Below are 20,088 nucleotides of genomic sequence, written 5' to 3'. Positions count from 1 at the left end.
CACAGGCTGCGGTATTGCGTAAAATTCTGTCTATTCTAATCGAATTAAGCATTAAGTATGAGCAAATATTCCGATGCCAAAGAGTTAGCAGGTCTGACTTTAGGTAAAAAAACCGATTACTCACATCTGTATGACCCAACACTACTGCAACCTGTTCCACGTAGCTTAAACCGTGATGACCTGAATTTAGGTAGTGAACTGCCGTTTAAAGGCTGTGATATCTGGACACTTTATGAGTTGTCTTGGTTGAATACCAAAGGTCTGCCACAAGTGGCTATCGGTGAAGTCGCGATCCCAGCTACCAGTGCAAACTTAATTGAGTCGAAGTCGTTCAAACTTTATCTGAACAGCTTTAACCAAACTAAGTTTGAGAACTGGCAACAGGTTGAACAACATTTGATTACGGATCTCTCTGCTTGTGCTGGTGAAACCGTAGAGGTTAAGGTCAAGCCTTTAAGTGATTACACGGCAGAGCCGATTGTCACAATGAAAGGCGATTGTATTGACGATCAAGACATCGAAATTGATAGCTATGATTTCGACGAATCACTGCTAGAAGAGGCTGCGGAAGATACTATTGTTAGCGAAACTCTGCATAGCCACCTTTTGAAATCAAACTGTCTGATCACCAATCAGCCGGATTGGGGCAGCGTTGAAATTGAGTATCGTGGTCCAAAAATTAACCGCGAAGCGCTTTTACGTTATATAGTCTCTTTCCGTGAACACAATGAGTTCCACGAACAATGTGTTGAGCGTATATTTACGGACATCACTCGCTTCTGCAAGCCAGAGCAACTGACTGTATTTGCTCGTTATACTCGACGTGGCGGCCTAGATATCAACCCGTTCCGTTCAACAGAACAAGCCGCACCACAAGACAACAAACGTATGGCTCGCCAATAAAAAGGACACAATTAAGGATGGGATGTATTCGCTGGAAGCGTTGGTTTTCTCTAGCTCTTTTCTTTTTTTCAGTATTTTCACAAGCGGCAACGTATTCATCACCGACGCTAAACGAAGCTGAAAGCTTGATAGAAATATCGCCACAACAAGCTAAAGAACTCACAAGTGAGTATTTAACCGTAAGGAAGATGGCGGAGAAATCCGAGCAAAACCCATCCACCGTTGCAAGAGACGAAACCGACAGCCGTCTGCGCACGCCTGCGAGCACTGTAGCTGCGATGAAAATCCTCGCACAAGCCGAGTTTAATCTCGGCTATCCGATTGCTGCATTTCGACTATTGGATGACGCTTTTAACACCGCGCAAGAATTCAACCTACCCTATTTACAGTTAGACATTCAGTTGCTGCAAATTCGCCTGCGTTGGCTGGATAACGACGATGTCACTGATGCGCGCGAAAAACTGCGTGATATCACACAACAATACGAGTCCATCAGAAGCAAAGATTTCCCTGCTCGTGGAATTGGCTACAAAATTAAACTGTTACGGGCTGAAATAGCATCGAAAGCTAATGATGTTGAACTGGCCAACAAGCTGTTTATTGAGCTGAAAGAAGACTTGGAGTTTATCCAGTCTGAAGATACGAAGATCGACTATCACATCATGGTCGGCAGCCATTACTTAGACCATGAACGTTACAACCTAGCGCTCTCTGAACTGCTGATAGCTTACTGGAGCTCTATTGAGTCGAACTCAAGTGCCAGACTAGCCAGAACTAACACTTTACTTGCTCAGTTATTCTTTGAGCGACGCGTACTGGATAAAGCCCTTGTTCACCTATCGGAAGCAGCAGATTTTTACGATAACTATGAGAAATCACCAAAGCTTGCCATGGTGTTAAAACGCATGGGCGATGTCTATTTTGATTTAGGAAAGTACAACCTTGCGTTGGTAAACTATTTCAACGTGATTGATCATGAGAACAATAACAACAATATCGAAAGCGTTATCGGAACACGACTCAGTCTCGCCGCCACGTATATTCATCTCTATAACTACCCGCTCGCGGAACAGTATTTACAACGTGCCGAAGACCTTCTTCAGTACGCAGACATCCCTCATCTGAAAGGGAAAGCTGCGCTGCTTAATGCAAGCCTAGCTTACCATCAACATAGAAGCGAACAGGTTATTCGCAATGCTCAGAAAGCTTTAGTAATCAGTCAGTCGATTGCCAACCAAGATATTGAACAACAAGCCTATCGCCTGCTCTCTCAAGGTTATGAACAACTCGGAAAACATTCTCTCGCACTGGAAGCCATGAAACGCAGCTACGTGTTGGAAAGTCTCCATCAGGAAAAACTCAACCAAATCAGCGAAGATGCTTTCCGTCAGCAAAAAGAGTTTGTCGAGCAAACGCTGCACTTAGTGGGTCAGGAAAAAGAACTTAAAGAAACTAAGCGCCAATACTCAAAATTGCAAAAATTGACCTTTACCCTATTTATTGTGGCAGGAGCGCTATTTTTGCTAGTTTTACGCCGAAGTTACGTTATTCAGACTCAAAACGAAGAGATTGAAGAACTCAACAACAACTTGTTTACTCACTCTCGTTCACGCCTGCGCAACTTACGCATGTTGAATGCAAAACTGCCGAAATCACTGCAAAGAAGTAGTCAAAACTATGAACTTTGGCATGTCGGCGAACTGATTCATGAACCACTGAATGACCGTCTTCGTTTCGCCATGATTGACGTACCATTCCTGCGTAACATGTATCTTCAACACGGTTATACTGCTGGCTTAGAGCTAGAGCGAGCGTTTGGAGAATACTTAAAATCTAAAATTGATGAACCGACAAGGCTTTATCATTTTTCAGATTCAAACTTACTCTTCATCGAGCCAAGCACTGACAGAGACAGTCCGCCTGAAGAGATGTTTGAGAAGATTCAGCAATGGATTCGAGAGTTTCAACCTGAGCGCAAAATCAACCGAATTATTCGAATGGGGATTACCGATTATCCATTTTTGCCGAGAGCTTACACGGCAATTAACGACAAAGAGCTATTGGATATTCTGTTGATGGCAACCAGTGCTGCACGCGAACTGAGCATGAAGGAAAATTGCTCCCATTGGGTGTACTTGAAAGCGATTGATAATGCCCCTGCAGCCAGCTTCGCATCGAGTAACATGCGGAAATCCTGTAAGCACGCTATCAACCAAGGTTTGATAAAAGTCCACTCATCTCACAATAATGAGGAGAATATCAAAAAAATATTAAAAGATGGTTAGTTCCCAGCCGATTAACAAAGAGATACGATGACGTATCAAATAAATTTGCTATTATCGACAGATTAGTAAGTAGGATTAGATCTCCCTAAATATATAGCATTTTTATAAATGGGCGCATTAGAGCAAGATATCCAGATTCAGTTACACCAACTCAAAATGCAGTTGGAACAGACGCGTTTAACACATAGGGATAGCTCGCTCAAATTTAAACTAGAGCAAAAAGTCCTAAAACGAATCGTCGCATCACTCAGTCTTGCCTGTAAAGGTGAGGATAGTCGCCTCAACCAAAATTTGGTCGAATTACGAGAAGCGCTTGAGCAGCAGAAAGATGTCAGCATTTTAATTCCTCGCTTGGCCGTATTGGAGCGCATGTTGAAGAAGCAAACGTTAGACACCGAAAAGCAGAACCAACATTTAGATGAACAGGTAAAGCATAGCGGTGAAGTATTACTACGCATCCCTGGTTTACCGTCTAAAATCAAACGCGATCTTCGTGATCTTCTCAGTTTTTCGACTGGGCAGAATCTGTCTAAAGTAGAGCAAGCTTTACGCCTTCTTACTATCTATGAACGCTCAATAAAAATCATCACCTCAAATCCGAATGCCGTCGTTGAAGAGCTGACTCAAAGTGCAGACAAAGAAATACTTCTTAAGTTAAACGAAGAGCTACAACAGCTCATCACTGAGCTTGATTTTGAAGGTGAGTCTGGAGATTTACTGAGTGATATTCGAGCTAAGCTGCTGATCGGTGTTAGCTCACAAGTTTTACTCGAGCTCACACTAGAAGTATTGAAGCTGGTTGTCGCTGGCACGAATTACGAAAGAAAGACGTCTGAAAAGTTTTTAGAGCAAGTGAACGCATCTTTGTCCACCAGCTTAAAAAGTTCTGCATTGAACGTAGAACAAAGCCATAACTATTTCGAACACCGCAAAGATATGCATCGTGAACTGAGTTCTCTGGTCTCAAGAAGTCAGACTGCGGTTCGAGATGGTACTGAAATCAACGCTCTTAAAAGCACTTTAAATCCATTAATGAGCGAATTAGCTTCACTCTCTGAACGACTGACACTGGCAGAAGCTCGTGAACAAGCGCTAATTGAGCGTATGGATTACACCAAAAATCAAATGGAAACGCTTTTCGAAGTGACGCAAGATTATCGTCGTCGCCTAGAAGATCAAGCTCAGCGCATGCTGCAAGATCCGCTCACCAAGGTTTACAATCGCACTGCATTTAATGACCGTCTAGAACTCGAATACCGCCGTTGGATTCGCGCACAACACAACCTTCGCGTTGTTATGCTCGATATCGACAAATTCAAAGTGATCAATGACAGTTTTGGTTATACCGCCGGTGATAAAGCACTAAAAATTATCGCTCGCACTATCAAGAACAACATTGAAGATACTGATACTGTAGCGCGCTTTTCTGGTGAAGAGTTTGTGTTGTTACTGCCAGAGCGTTCTGATTCAGAGTGCTACCAGATTGTGCAAAAAATTCAGCGCAGCATTTCCCATTTGCCGTTTAAGTTCCGTGACAAAAACATCACTATCACTTTAAGCGCAGCAAGTACCTTGTTTAAAGATTCGGATTCTCCTGAAATCGTTCTTGAGCGCCTACATTTAGCGCTGAATAACGGGAAAAAATTTGGTCCAAATCAGATCACTTGGAAATAGCAGCAAGCAAGGCACAGCAAATAAAAGTAAACTGAGCAAATTTTAAGCAAACTCACTTCAATTACACGATACATATCACAGTTTATAGAGTATCGTGTTCTCCTTACTATACAAAGCACACTAGATTGAAACTTGAAATATCAACAAGTTAGCTTATTGATACTGATATACCCATCAAGAAACGGATTTGCTGCTTTTTATTCGCGTCTACGCCTTTTTTCATTGCATAGAAAATAATGCTAGTTATGAGGCTCTCGAATCTTCCTACGCACTTTCTGAGCACCTGTTCGTCTTGATTGGTATATGATGTGCTATCTCCACTAGCGTTTAATTAAGGTCCTCGCGATCTTCTTTCCCTCTAAATAAGGAGGCTCTCATGATCACTCAAGTCAGCCCGGCGGGGAGTATGGATTTACTCTCACAACTGGAAGTAGAACGATTAAAAAAACTGCATCCAGTGATCTTTACCAGCTGTACCGCAACTGTAGCCTAGCGGTACTGAACTCTGGAAGCCATACCGATAACTCAAAAGAACTGTTAGATAAATACACGAATTTTGATATCACGGTAATGCGCCGTGAACGTGGCGTAAAACTGGAACTCACCAATCCGCCAGAACACGCGTTTGTTGATGGCCACATTATCAAAGGGATTCAGGAACATCTGTTCTCAGTGCTGCGTGATATTGTTTACGTCAATATGCACATCGCGGAAGGACAGAAGCTCAATCTCACCAACTCAACACACATTACGAACTTAGTGTTTGGTATCTTACGTAACGCCGGAGCGCTTATTCCGGGTACGGCTCCAAACTTAGTGGTGTGCTGGGGTGGTCACTCAATCAACCCTGTCGAATATCAATACACCCGTGAAGTAGGTAATGAACTGGGATTACGTGAGCTAAATATCTGTACCGGATGTGGTCCGGGGGCGATGGAAGGTCCAATGAAGGGCGCGGCGATTGGGCACGCTAAACAACGCTATGCGGATAAACGCTATATTGGTTTAACTGAACCTTCAATTATCGCTGCAGAGCCGCCAAACCCAATCGTGAATGAACTGATCATCATGCCGGATATCGAAAAACGCTTAGAAGCGTTTGTTCGAATGGCTCACGGTATCATTATCTTCCCGGGCGGGCCGGGTACAGCTGAAGAACTGCTTTATTTACTGGGTATTATGATGCATCCGGACAACGCAACTCAGCCGATGCCAATCGTCTTAACTGGTCCGAAAGAGAGCGAAGATTATTTCCGTTCAATTGATGAATTTATTTGTGAAACATTAGGCCCAGAAGCCCAGAAACACTACACCATCGTGGTTGATGACCCAGCGGAAGCTGCGCGCATCATGAAAAATGCCATGCCTAAAATTCGTCAACAACGTAAAGACAATGAAGATGCGTATAGCTTTAACTGGTCATTGAAAATTGAGCCTGAGTTCCAGCTTCCATTTGAGCCGACTCATGAAAACATGGCTAACTTAGATTTGCACCTTAACCAACGTCCAGAGGTTCTGGCTGCAAACTTACGTCAAGCGTTCTCCGGTATCGTTGCGGGTAACGTAAAAGCGGAAGGCATTCGTGAAATAGAACGTCATGGCCCTTTCAGGCTTCATGGTGATCCGAAGTTGATGAAGAAGATGGATAAGCTGCTAAAAGACTTCGTCGAACAACATCGTATGAAGCTTCCGGGAGGAAGTGCGTATGTACCTTGTTATCGAATAGAAAGTTAGTCTGTAAATATGAAAGACTAGCTACGGTAGTAATCTCATTGAATTTCATTAGAATAAGGGGCAATCGCTCCTTATTTTTTTGTGTTTATGTCTATTCATCTTGTCATTATTGATGCTCTTAACCTCATTCGCCGCGTTCACTCTGCGCAGCCAGACCCTAATGATATTGAGCGAACCATAAACACGACCTCTCGAACACTCGCACGTATAATCAGCGAATCTGAACCGACACATATTATTGCTGTGTTTGATCACCACCTGCAGGACAGAGGATGGCGAGCAGATCTATTGCCGTCTTATAAAGAAGGCCGTAAGCCGATGCCTGAGCCCTTACAGCAAGGATTAGATCGTATTCAACAAGCTTGGTGGGAATTAGGCATTGATTCACTGCTTTCTGAAGGCGATGAAGCGGATGACTTGGTTGCAACGCTGGCGTGTAAAGTGGCAAGCCACAATGAAAAAGTCACTATCATTTCCACTGATAAAGGCTATTGCCAGCTGCTCTCTCCCACATTGCAAATCAGAGATTATTTCCAGCACCGCTGGTTGGATGCACCTTTTATTCAAAAGGAATTTGGGGTTAAGCCTTCACAGCTTGCGGATTACTGGGGATTAACGGGCATCAGCTCCAGCCAAGTTCCCGGCGTTGCTGGAATAGGCCCTAAAGCTGCCAAAGAGATCCTGACTCAGTTTGCTAGCATTGAGGAAGCCTTTACGAGTTCGGAACTTGCCCCCAAATACCGCAAAAAGCTCGACGAACATATTGAAATGGCGCGTATTTGTAAGCAAATCGCCACGCTGAAGACCGACATTGAACTTGGCTTTAATCTTCAAGACATTCGCTTTAACAAAGAGTGACTAGCACATACACAAAAAACGCGCTTAAGGCGCGTTTTTTGTATATATGGCTATCTTCTAACCAATTGAAACTGCAAGTACAAGTCAGGTTAATGAACGCAACCCCTACAGCTTCAATTTAGACGAGGATTAGTGTGGAGAGATCGTTTTTAACGTCTGCACATGCACGGTAATTTCTTCACGGTCATGATAAAGATGTTTAGCCTGAAGCTTGAACTTAACATTATGATCTTTTAGGAAAATCTTTAAGTTCTCAATATCTTGCAGCACTTCATCGTAACGACCTTTCATTGGCAGTTTAAGGTTAAAGATCGCTTCTTTCGCCCAACCGCTAATGATCCACTCGCCCATCAACTGTGCCACACGAGAAGGCTTTTCAATCATGTCGCAAACCAACCAAGTCACGTTTTTACGTGGCGGCTCAAATTTGAAACCATCAACCATATGATGTTTTACCTGACCGGTTTCCATCAAACTGTCTGCCATCATACCGTTATCGATAGCATGTACGAACATTGAACGTTTAACGAGTTGATAAGTCCAGCCGCCTGGGCACGCGCCCAAATCAACCGCCCACATGCCCGACGCTAAACGGTCATCCCACTCTTCACGTGGAATAAATACATGGAATGCTTCTTCCAACTTTAGTGTTGAACGACTTGGCGCATCCGCTGGGAATTTCAAACGCGGGATGCCCATAAAGAACTTAGAATTGTTCTGGCTGTATGAGTAACCGACGAAACAATGACCAGACTTAACAAAACACACATGCAGAACAGGCCGTTTGGCGTTGTCTTTTGCAGTCAGGATACCTTTACCACGCAACGCTTGGCGCAGTGGCACAGTGAACTTACGACAGAATTTCAGCAGTTCTTTCGCTTCATTAGTATCTGGCGTTTCAACACGAACATCTCCGCACATTGGAAATGCTTCGATGTCAGCAAGTTCAGATAAAATCGGCGAAATACGGTCTTCTGTTGGTAAAGCAGTAAACTCAGCCGCCACAGCAAACATCTGGCGAGAGAATATCAGCGCCTGAAAATCGATGTTCTTGATCAGTTTGTCTGCATCGCCGTCTTGGTAGCACTCAAACAAAACAAAGCCTGAGTTGTTAACGACACGAGGGAAACCAAAAACCTCAAGTTGGGTTGCTTTATCTTGGATCTCGCCTGCGCACTCTTTTTCAAAGCCCGCACGACAATAGAGCATCACTTGTTTCACTGTTTCACCTCATCAAAATTTATGGCAGCCAGAACAAACATCGCCCAGCCAATCATAAAGAGTAGACCACCCATTGGAGTAATTGGTCCAAACCACTTTATTCCTGTTAGCGCTAGCGCATATAAGCTGCCACTAAAACAAAAGATGCCGATGATAAAGCAAATCGCCGCGCGGCTAAAATATTTTTGCGCTTTTTCACTGCGAGATAAAACCAACAAAATGCCACAAGCAATCAAAGCAGCCGCATGGATGAACTGATACTGAACCCCTGTTTGGAACACTTCTAGCTGATACGGTGTGACATACGCCTTTAACCCGTGAGCAGCAAATGCTCCCAATGCAACAGCAATACCAGAAAACAACCCACCTAAGGTGAGCAAATACTTACTTTTCATTGTTCAGTTCCAGAATAAATTGAGTTAAATGTTCCACGGCAAGAGCAATATTACTGACTTCAGTATGACCGGATGACTTGCGAGGTTTGAAGCTGTGGTCGCCATCGGGGATATATTCAATCTTTACTTGGCTACTAAACTGGAAGCTTGAACACTCTTCTCTGCTACCAAAGGTATCGCGCTCACCTTGCAAAATCAGACACGTTTTTCCCAATGAAGCCAAATGCTCGCCCTTGTACTTTTCAACCTTACCCGGCGGATGGAAAGGAAAACCCAAACAAGCAATACCTTTGACCATAGGGTTATCGCTTAGCATCGAAGCCATTCTTCCACCCATGGATTTACCACCGATAACAATCGGTTGAGACGCATGCTCGGCAATGACTTGTTCGAATGCTTCCAAAAGTTTCGGCGCGCGGTCCGGCGGTCGACGTTTACCGTCTTCCGCTCGTTTTACCATATAAGGAAAATTAAAACGTACGACACGAATGCCTTTACTTGCGAGTCCTGTTGCCACTTGCGACATAAACTCGTGTTCCATATCTGCACCAGCACCATGGGCAAAAATAAACAGAGGGGAGTTCTCCTCCCCCTCTATTCTTACGTTATTCATCTAATATGACCTCTTGCTCGCTACGTGCTTTCTTCAGCATCCAGTCGCGGAATGTCGCAATACGCCCCATATCCGCTTGCTTCTCATGACAAACCACATAGAAGGCGTTCTTAGTCATTAGTACTTCATCAAACGGCGCTACAAGGCGGCCTGCGTCGATTTCTGGTTGTGCCAATACGTTGTTCCCCAATGCAATGCCTTGCCCGTGAACAGCCGCTTGTAGCACCATGGTTGAGTGGCTAAAGATTGGTCCGTGATTCACGTTTACACCATCGATATGATTCTCTTTGGCGAACTGTTTCCAGTCTCGACGTGAAGTATCGTGTAACAAAGTGTGTAGAGGAAGATCGCTTAATGAGTTCAGTGGCTTCTGACCCAGCAACAAAGAAGGCGAACAGAGAGGAATCAAAAACTCTTGATAGAGTTTGTCAGCACGTAAACCGGGCCAGTGACCTCGTCCATAATAGATAGCGACATCCACATCATCCGTCAGCGAGCCTTCTTCCATATCAACCGCTTTAATGCGTACATCAATATCCGGTTGCTGCTGGTTAAAGTCGGCAAGCCGAGGCACTAACCACTGAATAGCAAAGCTCGGTGGAAGGCTGATGGTCAACGCACCTTTTTCACTACGTTCCAATAACTTATCTGTCGCTTCAGCCAATGAACCAAAGATATCTTTGATGTCCAGAAAGTACGCTTGACCCTCTTCGGTAAGCAACAAAGAACGATTACGACGACGAAATAGCTTTAAGCCGAGAAACTCTTCAAGAGCCTTGATTTGATGACTCACTGCAGCTTGAGTCACAAAAAGTTCTTCTGCTGCACGAGTAAAACTCAAATGACGAGCGGCGGCTTCGAACACTTTTAGTGAGTTCAATGGAGGTAATCGTCTGGACATGGTTCAATCCTATGTATTGTTCCAAATATTCATTAGTTTTTTTATCTGAAACATTATAAATTGTCCATTGCTAACCAGCCAGAGAAAATCTATATTTCGTCCGGTAATATGAGCCTGAACGGCTTGATTCTCCTGAATCAATTGGCTTTATTATTACGATGTTGTGTTTGCATACTCGATTTTCGAGTTAGGTAGAATTCTACCACCTGTTTTGTGCAGTTATCCCCTGTTACAAAACATATACTTCCTGTATTTATTTTGACCTGTCTGTCAAATTTTTAGCACCGCCTATTGGCGGTGTTTTTTTATGCCTGAATATCCTTCAAAAATAAAAAAACGCAACCTGAATCAACAAGTTGCGTCTTTTCCACTTAGAGTGTTCAGCTAACGCTTATGGGCGATAAACTTTCACGTTCTTGAAACCTTGCTCTTGCAAGTACAGAGCTTGTAAACGGCTCATCACGCCACGTTCACAATACAATAAGTAAGTCTTAGACTGGTCAAGATCGCCAAACTGAGTAGAAAGTTTGAAGAAAGGAATGTGCTTCACTTCTACACCATCAATCTCTAGCGGCTTATCTTCTTGCTCATCTGCACTACGAATATCAAGTACAACCGCGTGTTCCTGAACCGCTGCAACTTGCTCTACTTCAGGCGCTTGCTCTTGGCTCTCTTTCTCAATGTCACGGATATCCATAACACGAGCGTCGTACACTACTTTGTCCAGAATAGAGAAGTCGAATTTCGCTTCTTCCGCTTCCAATTTCGCTTTCACCGCTTTAACCGTCGGGCTCTTTGAGATAACTCCACAGTATTCTGGCATTGTTTTAGCGAAGTCTTCAGTGCCGATTTCACGTGCAAGCGTGATGATGTCTTCTTTATCCCAGTTAATCAAAGGGCGAAGAATCAAGGTATCAGTCACACCATCGATATGGCGCAGGTTAGTCAGAGTCTGGCTTGATACCTGACCTAATGCTTCACCTGTAACCAAAGCTTCAATATTGAATTTTTCTGCGACCTGACCAGCTGCACGCATAAACATGCGCTTAAGAATAACGCCCATTTGGCCGTCATCTATTTTCTCAAGAATTTCCGCCACAACCGGTTCGAAATCAACAGAGATGAAACGCACCTTGGCAGAAGATCCATATTTGTTCCATAAGAAGTGGGCAACTTGCTTAACACCAATCTCGTGAGCAGGGCCACCTAAGTTGAAGAAACAGTAGTGAACTTTTGAGCCACGCTTAATGTGTAAGTAGCTTGAAACACCCGAATCAAAACCACCAGAGATCAGGCTAAGTACATCTTCTTGAGTACCAAGAGGAAAACCACCTAACCCTTTGTAACGTTTGATGATCTGGTTGAGCAACTCATAGTTAACTTCAACGTTAATCGTCACATCAGGATTGGTTAGCTTAACTTTTGCGCTTTCAACCGCTTGGTTTAGACCGCCACCAACGTAACGCTCAAGCTCGATTGAAGAAAAATCGTGTTTACCACGACGCTTAGCTCGAACCACGAAGGTTTTGTTTTCAATCAGATGACGGCTAGTTTCAAGCACTTGCTCGTAAATATCATGAAGATCTTTGAATTCTGACTGCTTAACTTCCAGAACTTGTTGAATACCCGGAGTTCTGGTCAAAATTTCCAGCGTTTCATTAAAGAAGCGGTCACTTTCAGAGGTCACTTCAATGTGGTCACGACGGTTAAATACAGCAACGCCTGTCGTACGGCTCTTTACGATATTGCGAATATTAGACTCAAGAATTTTCGTGAAGCGCTTACGCACCGACTCACTTTTAACAAAGATTTCTGGATGGGGCTTAACAATAAATTTCATAAGTGTCTTCGCAATTAAAGTATTAACGTAATAGTAGCTTGTACTTAGCTACATCTCTGAACTCAGCAATAACGCTAATTTCATCGACGACCAGAGTGGGTATCACTAAGGGGGCGAGATTATACACGATAATGACGCAACGATAAAAGCGCGCCAAAGAAAAAGGCAAGCCTGATGCTTGCCTTTGAACTGTATTTCGTCGCTTAGCTATTGAATTGAGCCAGCTTGTGCTGATGGTATTTCATCACTGTACATCGGCTCGCCCTGCATAATGCTGATTTCCACACGACGGTTACGAGAGCGTTGAGCCGCGGTGTCATTGGGTCCCAAAGGCTCGGTATCAGCCATGCCTCGTACCCGCAAGCGCTGATGTGAGAAGCCGCGCACCGATTCCATCTCTTGAGCGACCGACACGGCACGCTGAGAAGAAAGATCCCAGTTTGAACGATACAATTCCGAATCAATTCTCTGGTTATCAGTGTGACCAGAAACCCGAACGATACCCGGAACATCTTTAACCAGATCGGCTATCTGACGAACCAAAGGACGGAACTTAGGTTGCAAGAAAGCAGAACCTTCAGGGAATGCGCCTTTCTCACGAATGCGGATAACAATCTGCTGACCAAGGTTATCCACTTCGATTGCACCTTGCTCGATTTCCCGTTGCAGCGCGTTCTTAATGGTTTCCATCAAGGTCTCAGTCGCTTCAGAAGCTGCCTGAGATTGCTGTTGCTGAGATTCCGACTCAGTATTTTGATTGTCTTCGGTCGATGTTTCTGGGGACTGACCGCCAGTCATATCGCCAGCATCACGCATAGTACCACCAGCACGATCTTCATCCCCTTCGTGGAACTCTAACGTCTGCTGAGTGATGTCTATGGTTTGCTGCATAATCACATCGATAGGTGTAGGCTCAGGACGCCCCGGACGGAACTCCTGAGCAATGATGCTGGTACCTTTTGGAATGTCTTTCACTTCCAGACGGTTTTGCACACCAAAAGCAAATTTCATCGAGCCGGCAATCTGCTTGAACTTCAGTACGTCCATTTCCGAAAACGAAAGCAGCAGTACGAAGAAGCACATTAACAGGGACATTAGGTCGGCAAATGTCCCCAACCAAGCGGGAAGCCCCGGAGGTGGACATTTACACTTTTGGTCATCCATCATTTGCTCCGGTTATTCGCTATCAATATCAAGAGCTCGTTTGCCCTCGTTGAGGTAGTTCTTCAAGTAGCTGTCAATCACACGTGGGTTTTGACCATCTTGGATTGCCAGCACACCATCCATAATCAGACGGCGATTTAATGTTTCTTGTTCACGACGAAGCGATAACTTGTCTGCAATTGGGAAGAACACCATGTTCGCAAGAACCGCACCGTATAGCGTGGTTAAAAGTGCAACCGCCATTGCAGGACCGATGGCTTTCGGGTCATCCATGTTCGACAACATCGCGACCAGACCAACAAGAGTACCGATCATCCCCATCGCTGGTGCAACGTCACCAAATGCGCGGAAAACACCCGAACCAAATTCGTGTCGCTCATCCGTTAATGCAATGTCTTTTTGTAGAGTTGCGCGAACCACATCCGCGTCATGACCATCTACCAGTAAATCAATGCCCTTTTGCATAAAGCTGTTACTGATTTCCATCTCTTCCAAAGCAAGGAAACCACCTTTACGTGCAGCGTCAGCCATTTCTACGATTTTTGCGATCAAATCTTCTGGTTCATCGGCTTTGAACATGAATGCTTTACCAGCAATTTTAGCAGCTCCAAAAAACTGCCCCATGGTAAACTTCATCAAAACAACAAACGTAGAGCCACCGACAACAATAAGAATTGAGGTTACGTCGACGAACATCGTTAGGCTTCCACCTAAAACCATCGCCATAATAACGAAAGCTAGGCCACCAATCAGACCTATCAGCGTAGCTAAATCCACGAAGCACTCCTCAGACAATATGTTCGCATTGATTAGAGCCGAACGACTCTCAGTTATTCTCTTATCGACAAGAGAATCAAATTCTTAAATAGAAAATTGACGAAAGGACACTTGTGCCTCAATTACGCCAACAACAAGTTTATACTTAAAGCGTGCCAATATGCACCTTCGGTATTCATAGATTGCACAAAATGCTCATTAATTACGAATAACGCACCACCGTGAATTTTCATATTCGTTATCGGTATCGACTAAAAACCTCCGTAATTCTGACAAAATTGGTTGGTTAAATTTGACCATCAACACAGGCTAAGGTAACTTTCGTGCATCTTTCCCAAGGCAATAATATTATGGCGAGTAAAAAACCAGAAAACATGTCTTTCGAGGCGACCATTGAAGAGTTAGATCAAGTGGTCGAGCAGCTAGAAAATGGTGATTTAACACTAGACGATGCACTGAAAAAATTCGAACGTGGTATCGCTCTTGCTCGCTCAGGTCAAAGTAAACTGGATGAAGCGGAACAGCGTGTTAGCATTCTGCTAAGCAACACAGATGATGCGCCACTCAGTGAATTTAACGAATTACCTGAATAACTGATATTCATTGTTCTTAACTATTTATTGTCTCTCGTCGTTTTGTCTCTGATTGATAATGCGACTAGCGGCTGAACGAAACGTTTAAGAGTGTCCTATGATTGAGGCTCTAACCTCTTATCAACAACGAAATAATGAGCAGCTTGACCACTGGTTAAACCGCCTGCCCAACCAAGACTTAGCGCTGATTGAAGCAATGCGTTATGGCTTACTGCTGGGCGGTAAACGTGCTCGCCCCTATTTGGTCTATATAACAGGCCAAATGCTAGGTTGCTCTATTGAAGATATAGACACCCCGGCATCAGCAGTGGAGTGTATCCACGCGTATTCACTTATCCATGACGATTTACCGGCCATGGACGATGATGAGCTACGCCGTGGTAAGCCGACGTGCCATATTAAATTCGATGAAGCAACGGCGATCCTAACCGGTGACGCCCTGCAAACCCTAGCATTTACCATTTTGGCCGAAGGTACTCTGTCTGAAGAAGGCGAAGTCAATCGTATCAAAATGGTTCAGGTACTTGCTGAAGCTTCCGGTGCACAAGGTATGTGTTTAGGACAAGCACTTGATCTTGGCGCAGAGAATCGTCTTATTTCGTTGCAAGAGCTCGAAACAATTCATCGCAATAAAACCGGCGCACTTATGCGCTGTGCGATTCGTTTAGGAGCTTTAGCCGCTGGTGAGAAGGGCCTACAAGTTCTGCCACAGCTTGATAAATATGCCGATGCCGTTGGCCTCGCATTTCAAGTACAAGACGACATTTTGGATGTCATCGGCGATACCGAAACTTTGGGTAAACCTCAAGGTTCAGATCAACAGCTCAACAAAAGTACGTACCCAGCTCTATTAGGATTGGACGGAGCGATAAATAAAGCCCAAACTCTGTTACAGGAAGCACTTCAAGCACTTGAAGCTATTCCTTACAATACAGAATGTCTTGAAGAGTTCGCCCGATACGTCATCGAGCGCAAAAATTAACACTATAAGCGCGCATAATTATGACTCTTGATATTTCAAAATATCCAACACTGGCTCTGGCGAATACGCCGGACGAATTACGCAGTCTGCCTAAAAACATTCTGCCAAAGCTTTGTGATGAACTCAGAACGTATCTGCTTAACTCTGTTAGTCAATCAAGCGGACACCTGGCTTCTGGCTTAGGTACTGTTGAACTGACAGTGGCGATTCACTACGTCTACAACACGCCATTTGATCAGTTGATTTGGGACGTGGGTCATCAGGCTTATCCGCATAAAATCCTGACGGGGCGTCGTGAGCAAATGCCTACGATTCGCCAAAAAGATGGCCTTCATCCTTTCCCTTGGCGCGAAGAGAGCGAATACGACACCTTGTCTGTCGGTCACTCATCGACATCTATCAGTGCTGCTTTGGGCATGGCTATTTGTGCTGGCAAAGAAGGCGCTGATCGTAAGATCGTCAGCGTGATTGGTGACGGCGCGATTACCGCTGGTATGGCATTTGAAGCCATGAACCACGCTGGTGACGTTCACCCTGATATGCTGGTTATTCTCAACGACAACGAAATGTCGATTTCAGAGAACGTTGGCGCACTGAACAACCATCTTGCTCAGGTGCTGTCAGGCAGTTTGTACACTTCCATTCGTGAAGGCGGTAAGAAAGTTCTCTCTGGTATTCCACCAATCAAAGAATTGGTTCGTCGTACGGAAGAGCACCTGAAAGGCATGGTCGTTCCGGGAACGCTTTTCGAAGAGTTGGGCTTTAACTATATCGGCCCTGTTGACGGTCATGATGTGATTGAACTGGTCAAAACATTGAAAAACATGCGTGAGCTTAAAGGCCCGCAGTTCCTTCATATTATGACGAAGAAAGGCAAAGGTTATGAACCAGCGGAGAAAGATCCGATTGGTTACCACGGCGTGCCTAAGTTCGACCCAAGTCATAGCAGCTTGCCTAAGAGCTCAAGTACCAAACCGACCTACTCGAAGATCTTCGGTGATTTCCTGTGTGATATGGCTGCGCAAGATCCAAAACTGATGGCAATCACACCTGCGATGCGTGAAGGCTCTGGCATGGTTCGCTTCTCGAAAGAGTACCCATCTCAATACTTCGACGTGGCGATCGCTGAGCAACATGCCGTGACATTAGCAACAGGTATGGCAATCGCTAAATACAACCCGATAGTGGCGATTTACTCGACCTTCCTGCAACGCGGTTACGATCAGTTGATTCACGATATCGCTATTATGAATCTGCCAGTGATGTTTGCTATCGACCGTGCGGGGCTTGTCGGTGCTGATGGTCAGACTCACCAAGGTGCATTCGATTTAAGCTTTATGCGTTGCATCCCGAACATGACCATCATGGCTCCGGCAGATGAAAACGAATGTCGTCAAATGCTGTATACCGGTCATCAACATCAAGGCCCGAGTGCGGTCCGCTACCCACGAGGCAACGGTATGGGTGTTGAAATCAAGCAAGAGTTTACTGCGCTTGAAATCGGTAAAGGTCGCATGATGCGTCAAGGTGAAAAAGTGGCGATTCTAAGCTTCGGTTCCCTACTTCCTTATGCACTGGAAGCGGCTGAAGAATTGAATGCAACCGTGGCTGACATGCGATTCGTCAAACCATTAGATGAAGCACTAATCAAAGAACTTTCAGCGAGCCACGATATCATTGTGACACTGGAAGAGAACGTGATTGCAGGTGGCGCAGGCGCAGGCGTTGTTGAGTTTATGATGAAAGAAAAAATCATCAAGCCGGTGCTGAATCTTGGTCTTCCTGACCAGTTCATTGCTCAAGGAACCCAGGAAGAGATGCATGCTGAACTTGGTTTAGACGGTGCTGGCATCAAAACTGCCGTAGAATCCTACCTGAATAAGTAATCCAATAAGATTATTGCTACGAAAAAGCCTTCTCAGAGAGAAGGCTTTTTGCTTTGTGTAAGACCTGCAATTTAAGGCTGTGGATGGTTCCACTCAAACTCAGCAAACAACTTTTGCCAGCTTTCATCAAAAGAAGCCTTTAATACCAACTCTTGCTTAGTGTACGGATGGACAAAACGCAGTTCGCTGGCGTGCAGCATTAAGCGATGACAATCGTACTCTTCGCGATACAAGCGGTTATGTTTACCATCACCATGCGTGGTATCACCAACAATTGGATGACGAAGATGCGCCATATGACGACGCAACTGATGTTTACGCCCTGTCTTAGGCTTCATTTCAACTAAACAGTAGCGAGTAGTTGGAAATTTTCCGGTTGAAAACGGCACTTCCACCTTGGCTAATGGTTGGTACTCGGTCACCGCAGACTGTGCTTCTTTATCTTGCTTGGCAAACTTATCGGCAATTTTATCCAGCTCTTCTTTGAGCGGATAATCCAGCACATCGCCCTCTTCAATCCAACCACGGACAATTGCATGATACGTTTTCACCATTTCATGATTGGCAAACATCGGCATAACGTTGGAAGCAATTTCGCTCGATAACGCAAAAACCAGCACACCAGACGTCGGTCGGTCTAAACGATGCAATGGAAAAACATGCTGACCAATTTGGTCTCTCAATGTCTGCATCACAAACTGAGTCTCATGCTTGTCCAGCCATGAACGATGCACCAACATTCCCGCAGGTTTGTTTACCGCCACCAAATACTCGTCTTGGTAGATAATTTCCAACATTACTGACATACCCTATCAATATGGTTTACCACCAGCAAAACAGCCTGAAACTTATCTTGATGCTTCCAGACTTCCTCAAAATAAGGCGACAACTCAAACCCTCTTGGAATCGCTTGTCCTTCATCAAGTAACTTCTGCATTGTCGGGATAAAAACCCATTGAAGCCACTCATGCGGGTCGAGCGTATCGATGGAAAATGGCTCAACACTTTGCATCGCTTCCAAGCTCGGAGGCGTTGACTGCCATACTTCACATTGGCGCATTTCAGCTTCTAACTGCTCCAATGCTTGGGCCAGTTTTGTGTTAATTGTCATGATTCACCAAGTTTATTGGTCGTACACCTTGAAAAAGGGCCATAGAGTACCATTTATTGGGGAAAGAAGGGTTACTTGCCCCAAAGAAAAGTAGGAACATTTTGCTCCCATGGACAATATTCAAACTCTGACAGCGCTGCTAAAAAACAGTGGCTGCCAATATCAAATTTTCGACCTTGGCCGACGTATTCAACCGATCGACAACGATCAGTTTTCGCACGTAGAACAAGGACATCAAGCTTACCCATATCCTGTAAAGCGTACCGCTCACCTTGCTATTGCGTACTGGAATGAAACCAAACAACCCTGGATTTGGTTTCTGAAATTTGCTTTAGACGAACGAGGATTGTTGCTACAAGCGGATGTGGGGCAATTCATTAAGTACGTAGTTGAAGCTATGGGGACTCGTCTCAATAAAGAACTTACCGAAGAGCAGCAGGAAAAACTGGCAAACAATCCCTACACCTTTAAGCCATCTGAAGACAAAATGGCGGTCTTCCACAGCCAAATTCGCGCTGAGCTAGATATGCCTTGCAGCCAATATTACGAGCACGCACAGCACTATTTCTCGGGCGGTCTTGGCTGGAACAACTGGCAAACCGTAGGTCTGCAAGGTATTACCGATATCTGCGCACGCTTAAGCCAAGAACAAAACGGACCTATGGTGCGTAAAGCGCTTTCTCACTTACCCACGCAACCTCTTTATGCGCTGCTTGGAGCACTTGAGCATACTAAACCGCCCGCTAAACTGGCCGAGCGTCTTGAAGAATTTGCGCAGGCAGAGATTTCAAGCAAGGACCCAGATCTGTTTTTACTGTCGGCATTAACTCGTGCGCTTTCCGGTTCAGATGAAAAACTGCTGAGCAAGATTGTCGATGCTATCTTAGCAAGCCCACGTTTAAGCCATCCTGAAGTTCTGATTGCGATTGCAGGTCGTGCGTGGCACGTTTTGAACCTAAATTCGCGAGCAGAACAGTTCTTACTAAGGCTGGCACAAACAGGCAACCAGACTCTGTTCAATCAGCTATTTGCCGACTTAGTCATGTTGCCAGAGCTAAGAATGGTGTTATTACCACTTCTGCATGGCACACCATCTGAAGAGCTTGCTCAAGCGCTGATTAAACTTCAACAAGATACAAAGTCTTAGGATA

At 44.7% G+C, this 20,088-nt stretch carries 17 protein-coding genes and 1 pseudogene; 9 read left to right on the top strand and 9 right to left on the bottom strand.

Translation table 11 applies throughout. The features are described from left to right. The first annotated feature begins 57 nt into the window (after positions 1–57). From queF to xni, 5 genes and pseudogenes are all read left to right on the top strand, one after another. Positions 58–903 (top strand): NADPH-dependent 7-cyano-7-deazaguanine reductase QueF, encoded by an 846-nt coding sequence (queF, locus tag P4S58_RS03140; RefSeq protein WP_102968306.1) that lies wholly within the window; start codon positions 58–60, stop codon positions 901–903. A gap of 26 nt (positions 904–929) precedes the next feature. Then, a complete protein-coding gene (locus tag P4S58_RS03135) occupies positions 930–3,188 on the top strand; it encodes a tetratricopeptide repeat protein (protein ID WP_180980424.1) in 2,259 nt (752 codons plus the stop codon). A gap of 108 nt (positions 3,189–3,296) precedes the next feature. Beyond that, positions 3,297–4,862: a GGDEF domain-containing protein gene (locus tag P4S58_RS03130; RefSeq protein ID WP_102968308.1), complete on the top strand. Its 1,566-nt coding sequence runs from the start codon at positions 3,297–3,299 to the stop codon at positions 4,860–4,862. A gap of 376 nt (positions 4,863–5,238) precedes the next feature. After that, positions 5,239–6,596, top strand: a pseudogene (ppnN, locus tag P4S58_RS03125) (nucleotide 5'-monophosphate nucleosidase PpnN). Positions 6,597–6,683: 87 nt separating this feature from the next. Next, the gene (gene xni, locus P4S58_RS03120; protein ID WP_102968310.1) at positions 6,684–7,454 is read left to right on the top strand and encodes a flap endonuclease Xni; all 771 of its coding nucleotides are present in this window, start codon (positions 6,684–6,686) and stop codon (positions 7,452–7,454) included. 129 nt (positions 7,455–7,583) lie between these two features. On the opposite strand, the gene rlmM is transcribed toward xni, so the two are convergent. The 7 genes from rlmM to pomA form a co-directional block, all read right to left on the bottom strand. Next, the gene (gene rlmM, locus P4S58_RS03115) at positions 7,584–8,675 is read right to left on the bottom strand and encodes a 23S rRNA (cytidine(2498)-2'-O)-methyltransferase RlmM (RefSeq protein ID WP_102953725.1); all 1,092 of its coding nucleotides are present in this window, start codon (positions 8,673–8,675) and stop codon (positions 7,584–7,586) included. Then, entirely contained in the window at positions 8,672–9,070 is a 399-nt protein-coding gene (locus tag P4S58_RS03110; RefSeq protein ID WP_102968311.1) for a DUF423 domain-containing protein, read from the bottom strand. The genes rlmM and P4S58_RS03110 overlap by 4 nt, the downstream gene beginning before the upstream one ends. Next, positions 9,060–9,683: an alpha/beta family hydrolase gene (locus P4S58_RS03105; RefSeq protein WP_102968312.1), complete on the bottom strand. Its 624-nt coding sequence runs from the start codon at positions 9,681–9,683 to the stop codon at positions 9,060–9,062. The genes P4S58_RS03110 and P4S58_RS03105 overlap by 11 nt, the downstream gene beginning before the upstream one ends. Next, positions 9,676–10,584 carry a transcriptional regulator GcvA gene (locus P4S58_RS03100; protein WP_042488931.1) on the bottom strand — a complete coding sequence of 303 codons (909 nt, stop codon included), beginning with the start codon at positions 10,582–10,584 and terminating at the stop codon, positions 9,676–9,678. Before P4S58_RS03100 ends, P4S58_RS03105 begins: the two co-directional genes overlap by 8 nt. Positions 10,585–10,975: 391 nt before the next feature. Beyond that, positions 10,976–12,424, bottom strand: a complete 1,449-nt coding sequence (thiI, locus tag P4S58_RS03095; RefSeq protein ID WP_102953722.1) for a tRNA uracil 4-sulfurtransferase ThiI — start codon at positions 12,422–12,424, stop codon at positions 10,976–10,978. A 207-nt stretch (positions 12,425–12,631) separates the two neighbouring features. Further along, complete coding sequence (locus P4S58_RS03090; RefSeq protein ID WP_102964410.1) at positions 12,632–13,588, bottom strand: flagellar motor protein MotB; 957 nt, start codon at positions 13,586–13,588, stop codon at positions 12,632–12,634. Between the two features lie 12 nt (positions 13,589–13,600). Beyond that, positions 13,601–14,365 (bottom strand): flagellar motor protein PomA, encoded by a 765-nt coding sequence (gene pomA, locus P4S58_RS03085; protein WP_042488941.1) that lies wholly within the window; start codon positions 14,363–14,365, stop codon positions 13,601–13,603. Positions 14,366–14,715: 350 nt separating this feature from the next. Here pomA and xseB point away from each other — a divergent pair, with 350 nt between their 5' ends. The 3 genes from xseB to dxs all read left to right on the top strand — a co-directional run bounded on the left by xseB (position 14,716) and on the right by dxs (position 17,826). After that, positions 14,716–14,958 carry an exodeoxyribonuclease VII small subunit gene (gene xseB / locus P4S58_RS03080; RefSeq protein WP_042488944.1) on the top strand — a complete coding sequence of 81 codons (243 nt, stop codon included), beginning with the start codon at positions 14,716–14,718 and terminating at the stop codon, positions 14,956–14,958. 97 nt (positions 14,959–15,055) lie between these two features. Continuing rightward, positions 15,056–15,940, top strand: a complete 885-nt coding sequence (ispA, locus tag P4S58_RS03075) for a (2E,6E)-farnesyl diphosphate synthase (protein ID WP_102964411.1) — start codon at positions 15,056–15,058, stop codon at positions 15,938–15,940. Between the two features lie 20 nt (positions 15,941–15,960). Continuing rightward, positions 15,961–17,826: a 1-deoxy-D-xylulose-5-phosphate synthase gene (gene dxs, locus P4S58_RS03070; RefSeq protein WP_102968313.1), complete on the top strand. Its 1,866-nt coding sequence runs from the start codon at positions 15,961–15,963 to the stop codon at positions 17,824–17,826. Between the two features lie 71 nt (positions 17,827–17,897). On the opposite strand, the gene truC is transcribed toward dxs, so the two are convergent. Then, positions 17,898–18,632 carry a tRNA pseudouridine(65) synthase TruC gene (truC, locus tag P4S58_RS03065; RefSeq protein ID WP_180980423.1) on the bottom strand — a complete coding sequence of 245 codons (735 nt, stop codon included), beginning with the start codon at positions 18,630–18,632 and terminating at the stop codon, positions 17,898–17,900. Next, positions 18,623–18,937 carry a YqcC family protein gene (locus P4S58_RS03060; RefSeq protein ID WP_042488956.1) on the bottom strand — a complete coding sequence of 105 codons (315 nt, stop codon included), beginning with the start codon at positions 18,935–18,937 and terminating at the stop codon, positions 18,623–18,625. The genes truC and P4S58_RS03060 overlap by 10 nt, the downstream gene beginning before the upstream one ends. 109 nt (positions 18,938–19,046) lie before the next feature. Here P4S58_RS03060 and P4S58_RS03055 point away from each other — a divergent pair, with 109 nt between their 5' ends. Beyond that, positions 19,047–20,084, top strand: a complete 1,038-nt coding sequence (locus P4S58_RS03055) for a DUF3549 family protein (protein ID WP_102968315.1) — start codon at positions 19,047–19,049, stop codon at positions 20,082–20,084. Positions 20,085–20,088 lie beyond the last annotated feature (4 nt).

The sequence above is a fragment of the Vibrio sp. Hal054 genome (assembly GCF_037162405.1).
Classification (GTDB): Bacteria; Pseudomonadota; Gammaproteobacteria; order Enterobacterales; family Vibrionaceae; genus Vibrio; species Vibrio diazotrophicus.
Note: the sequence above shows the minus strand (reverse complement) of the source record. Positions and strands in the feature narration are given on the sequence as shown.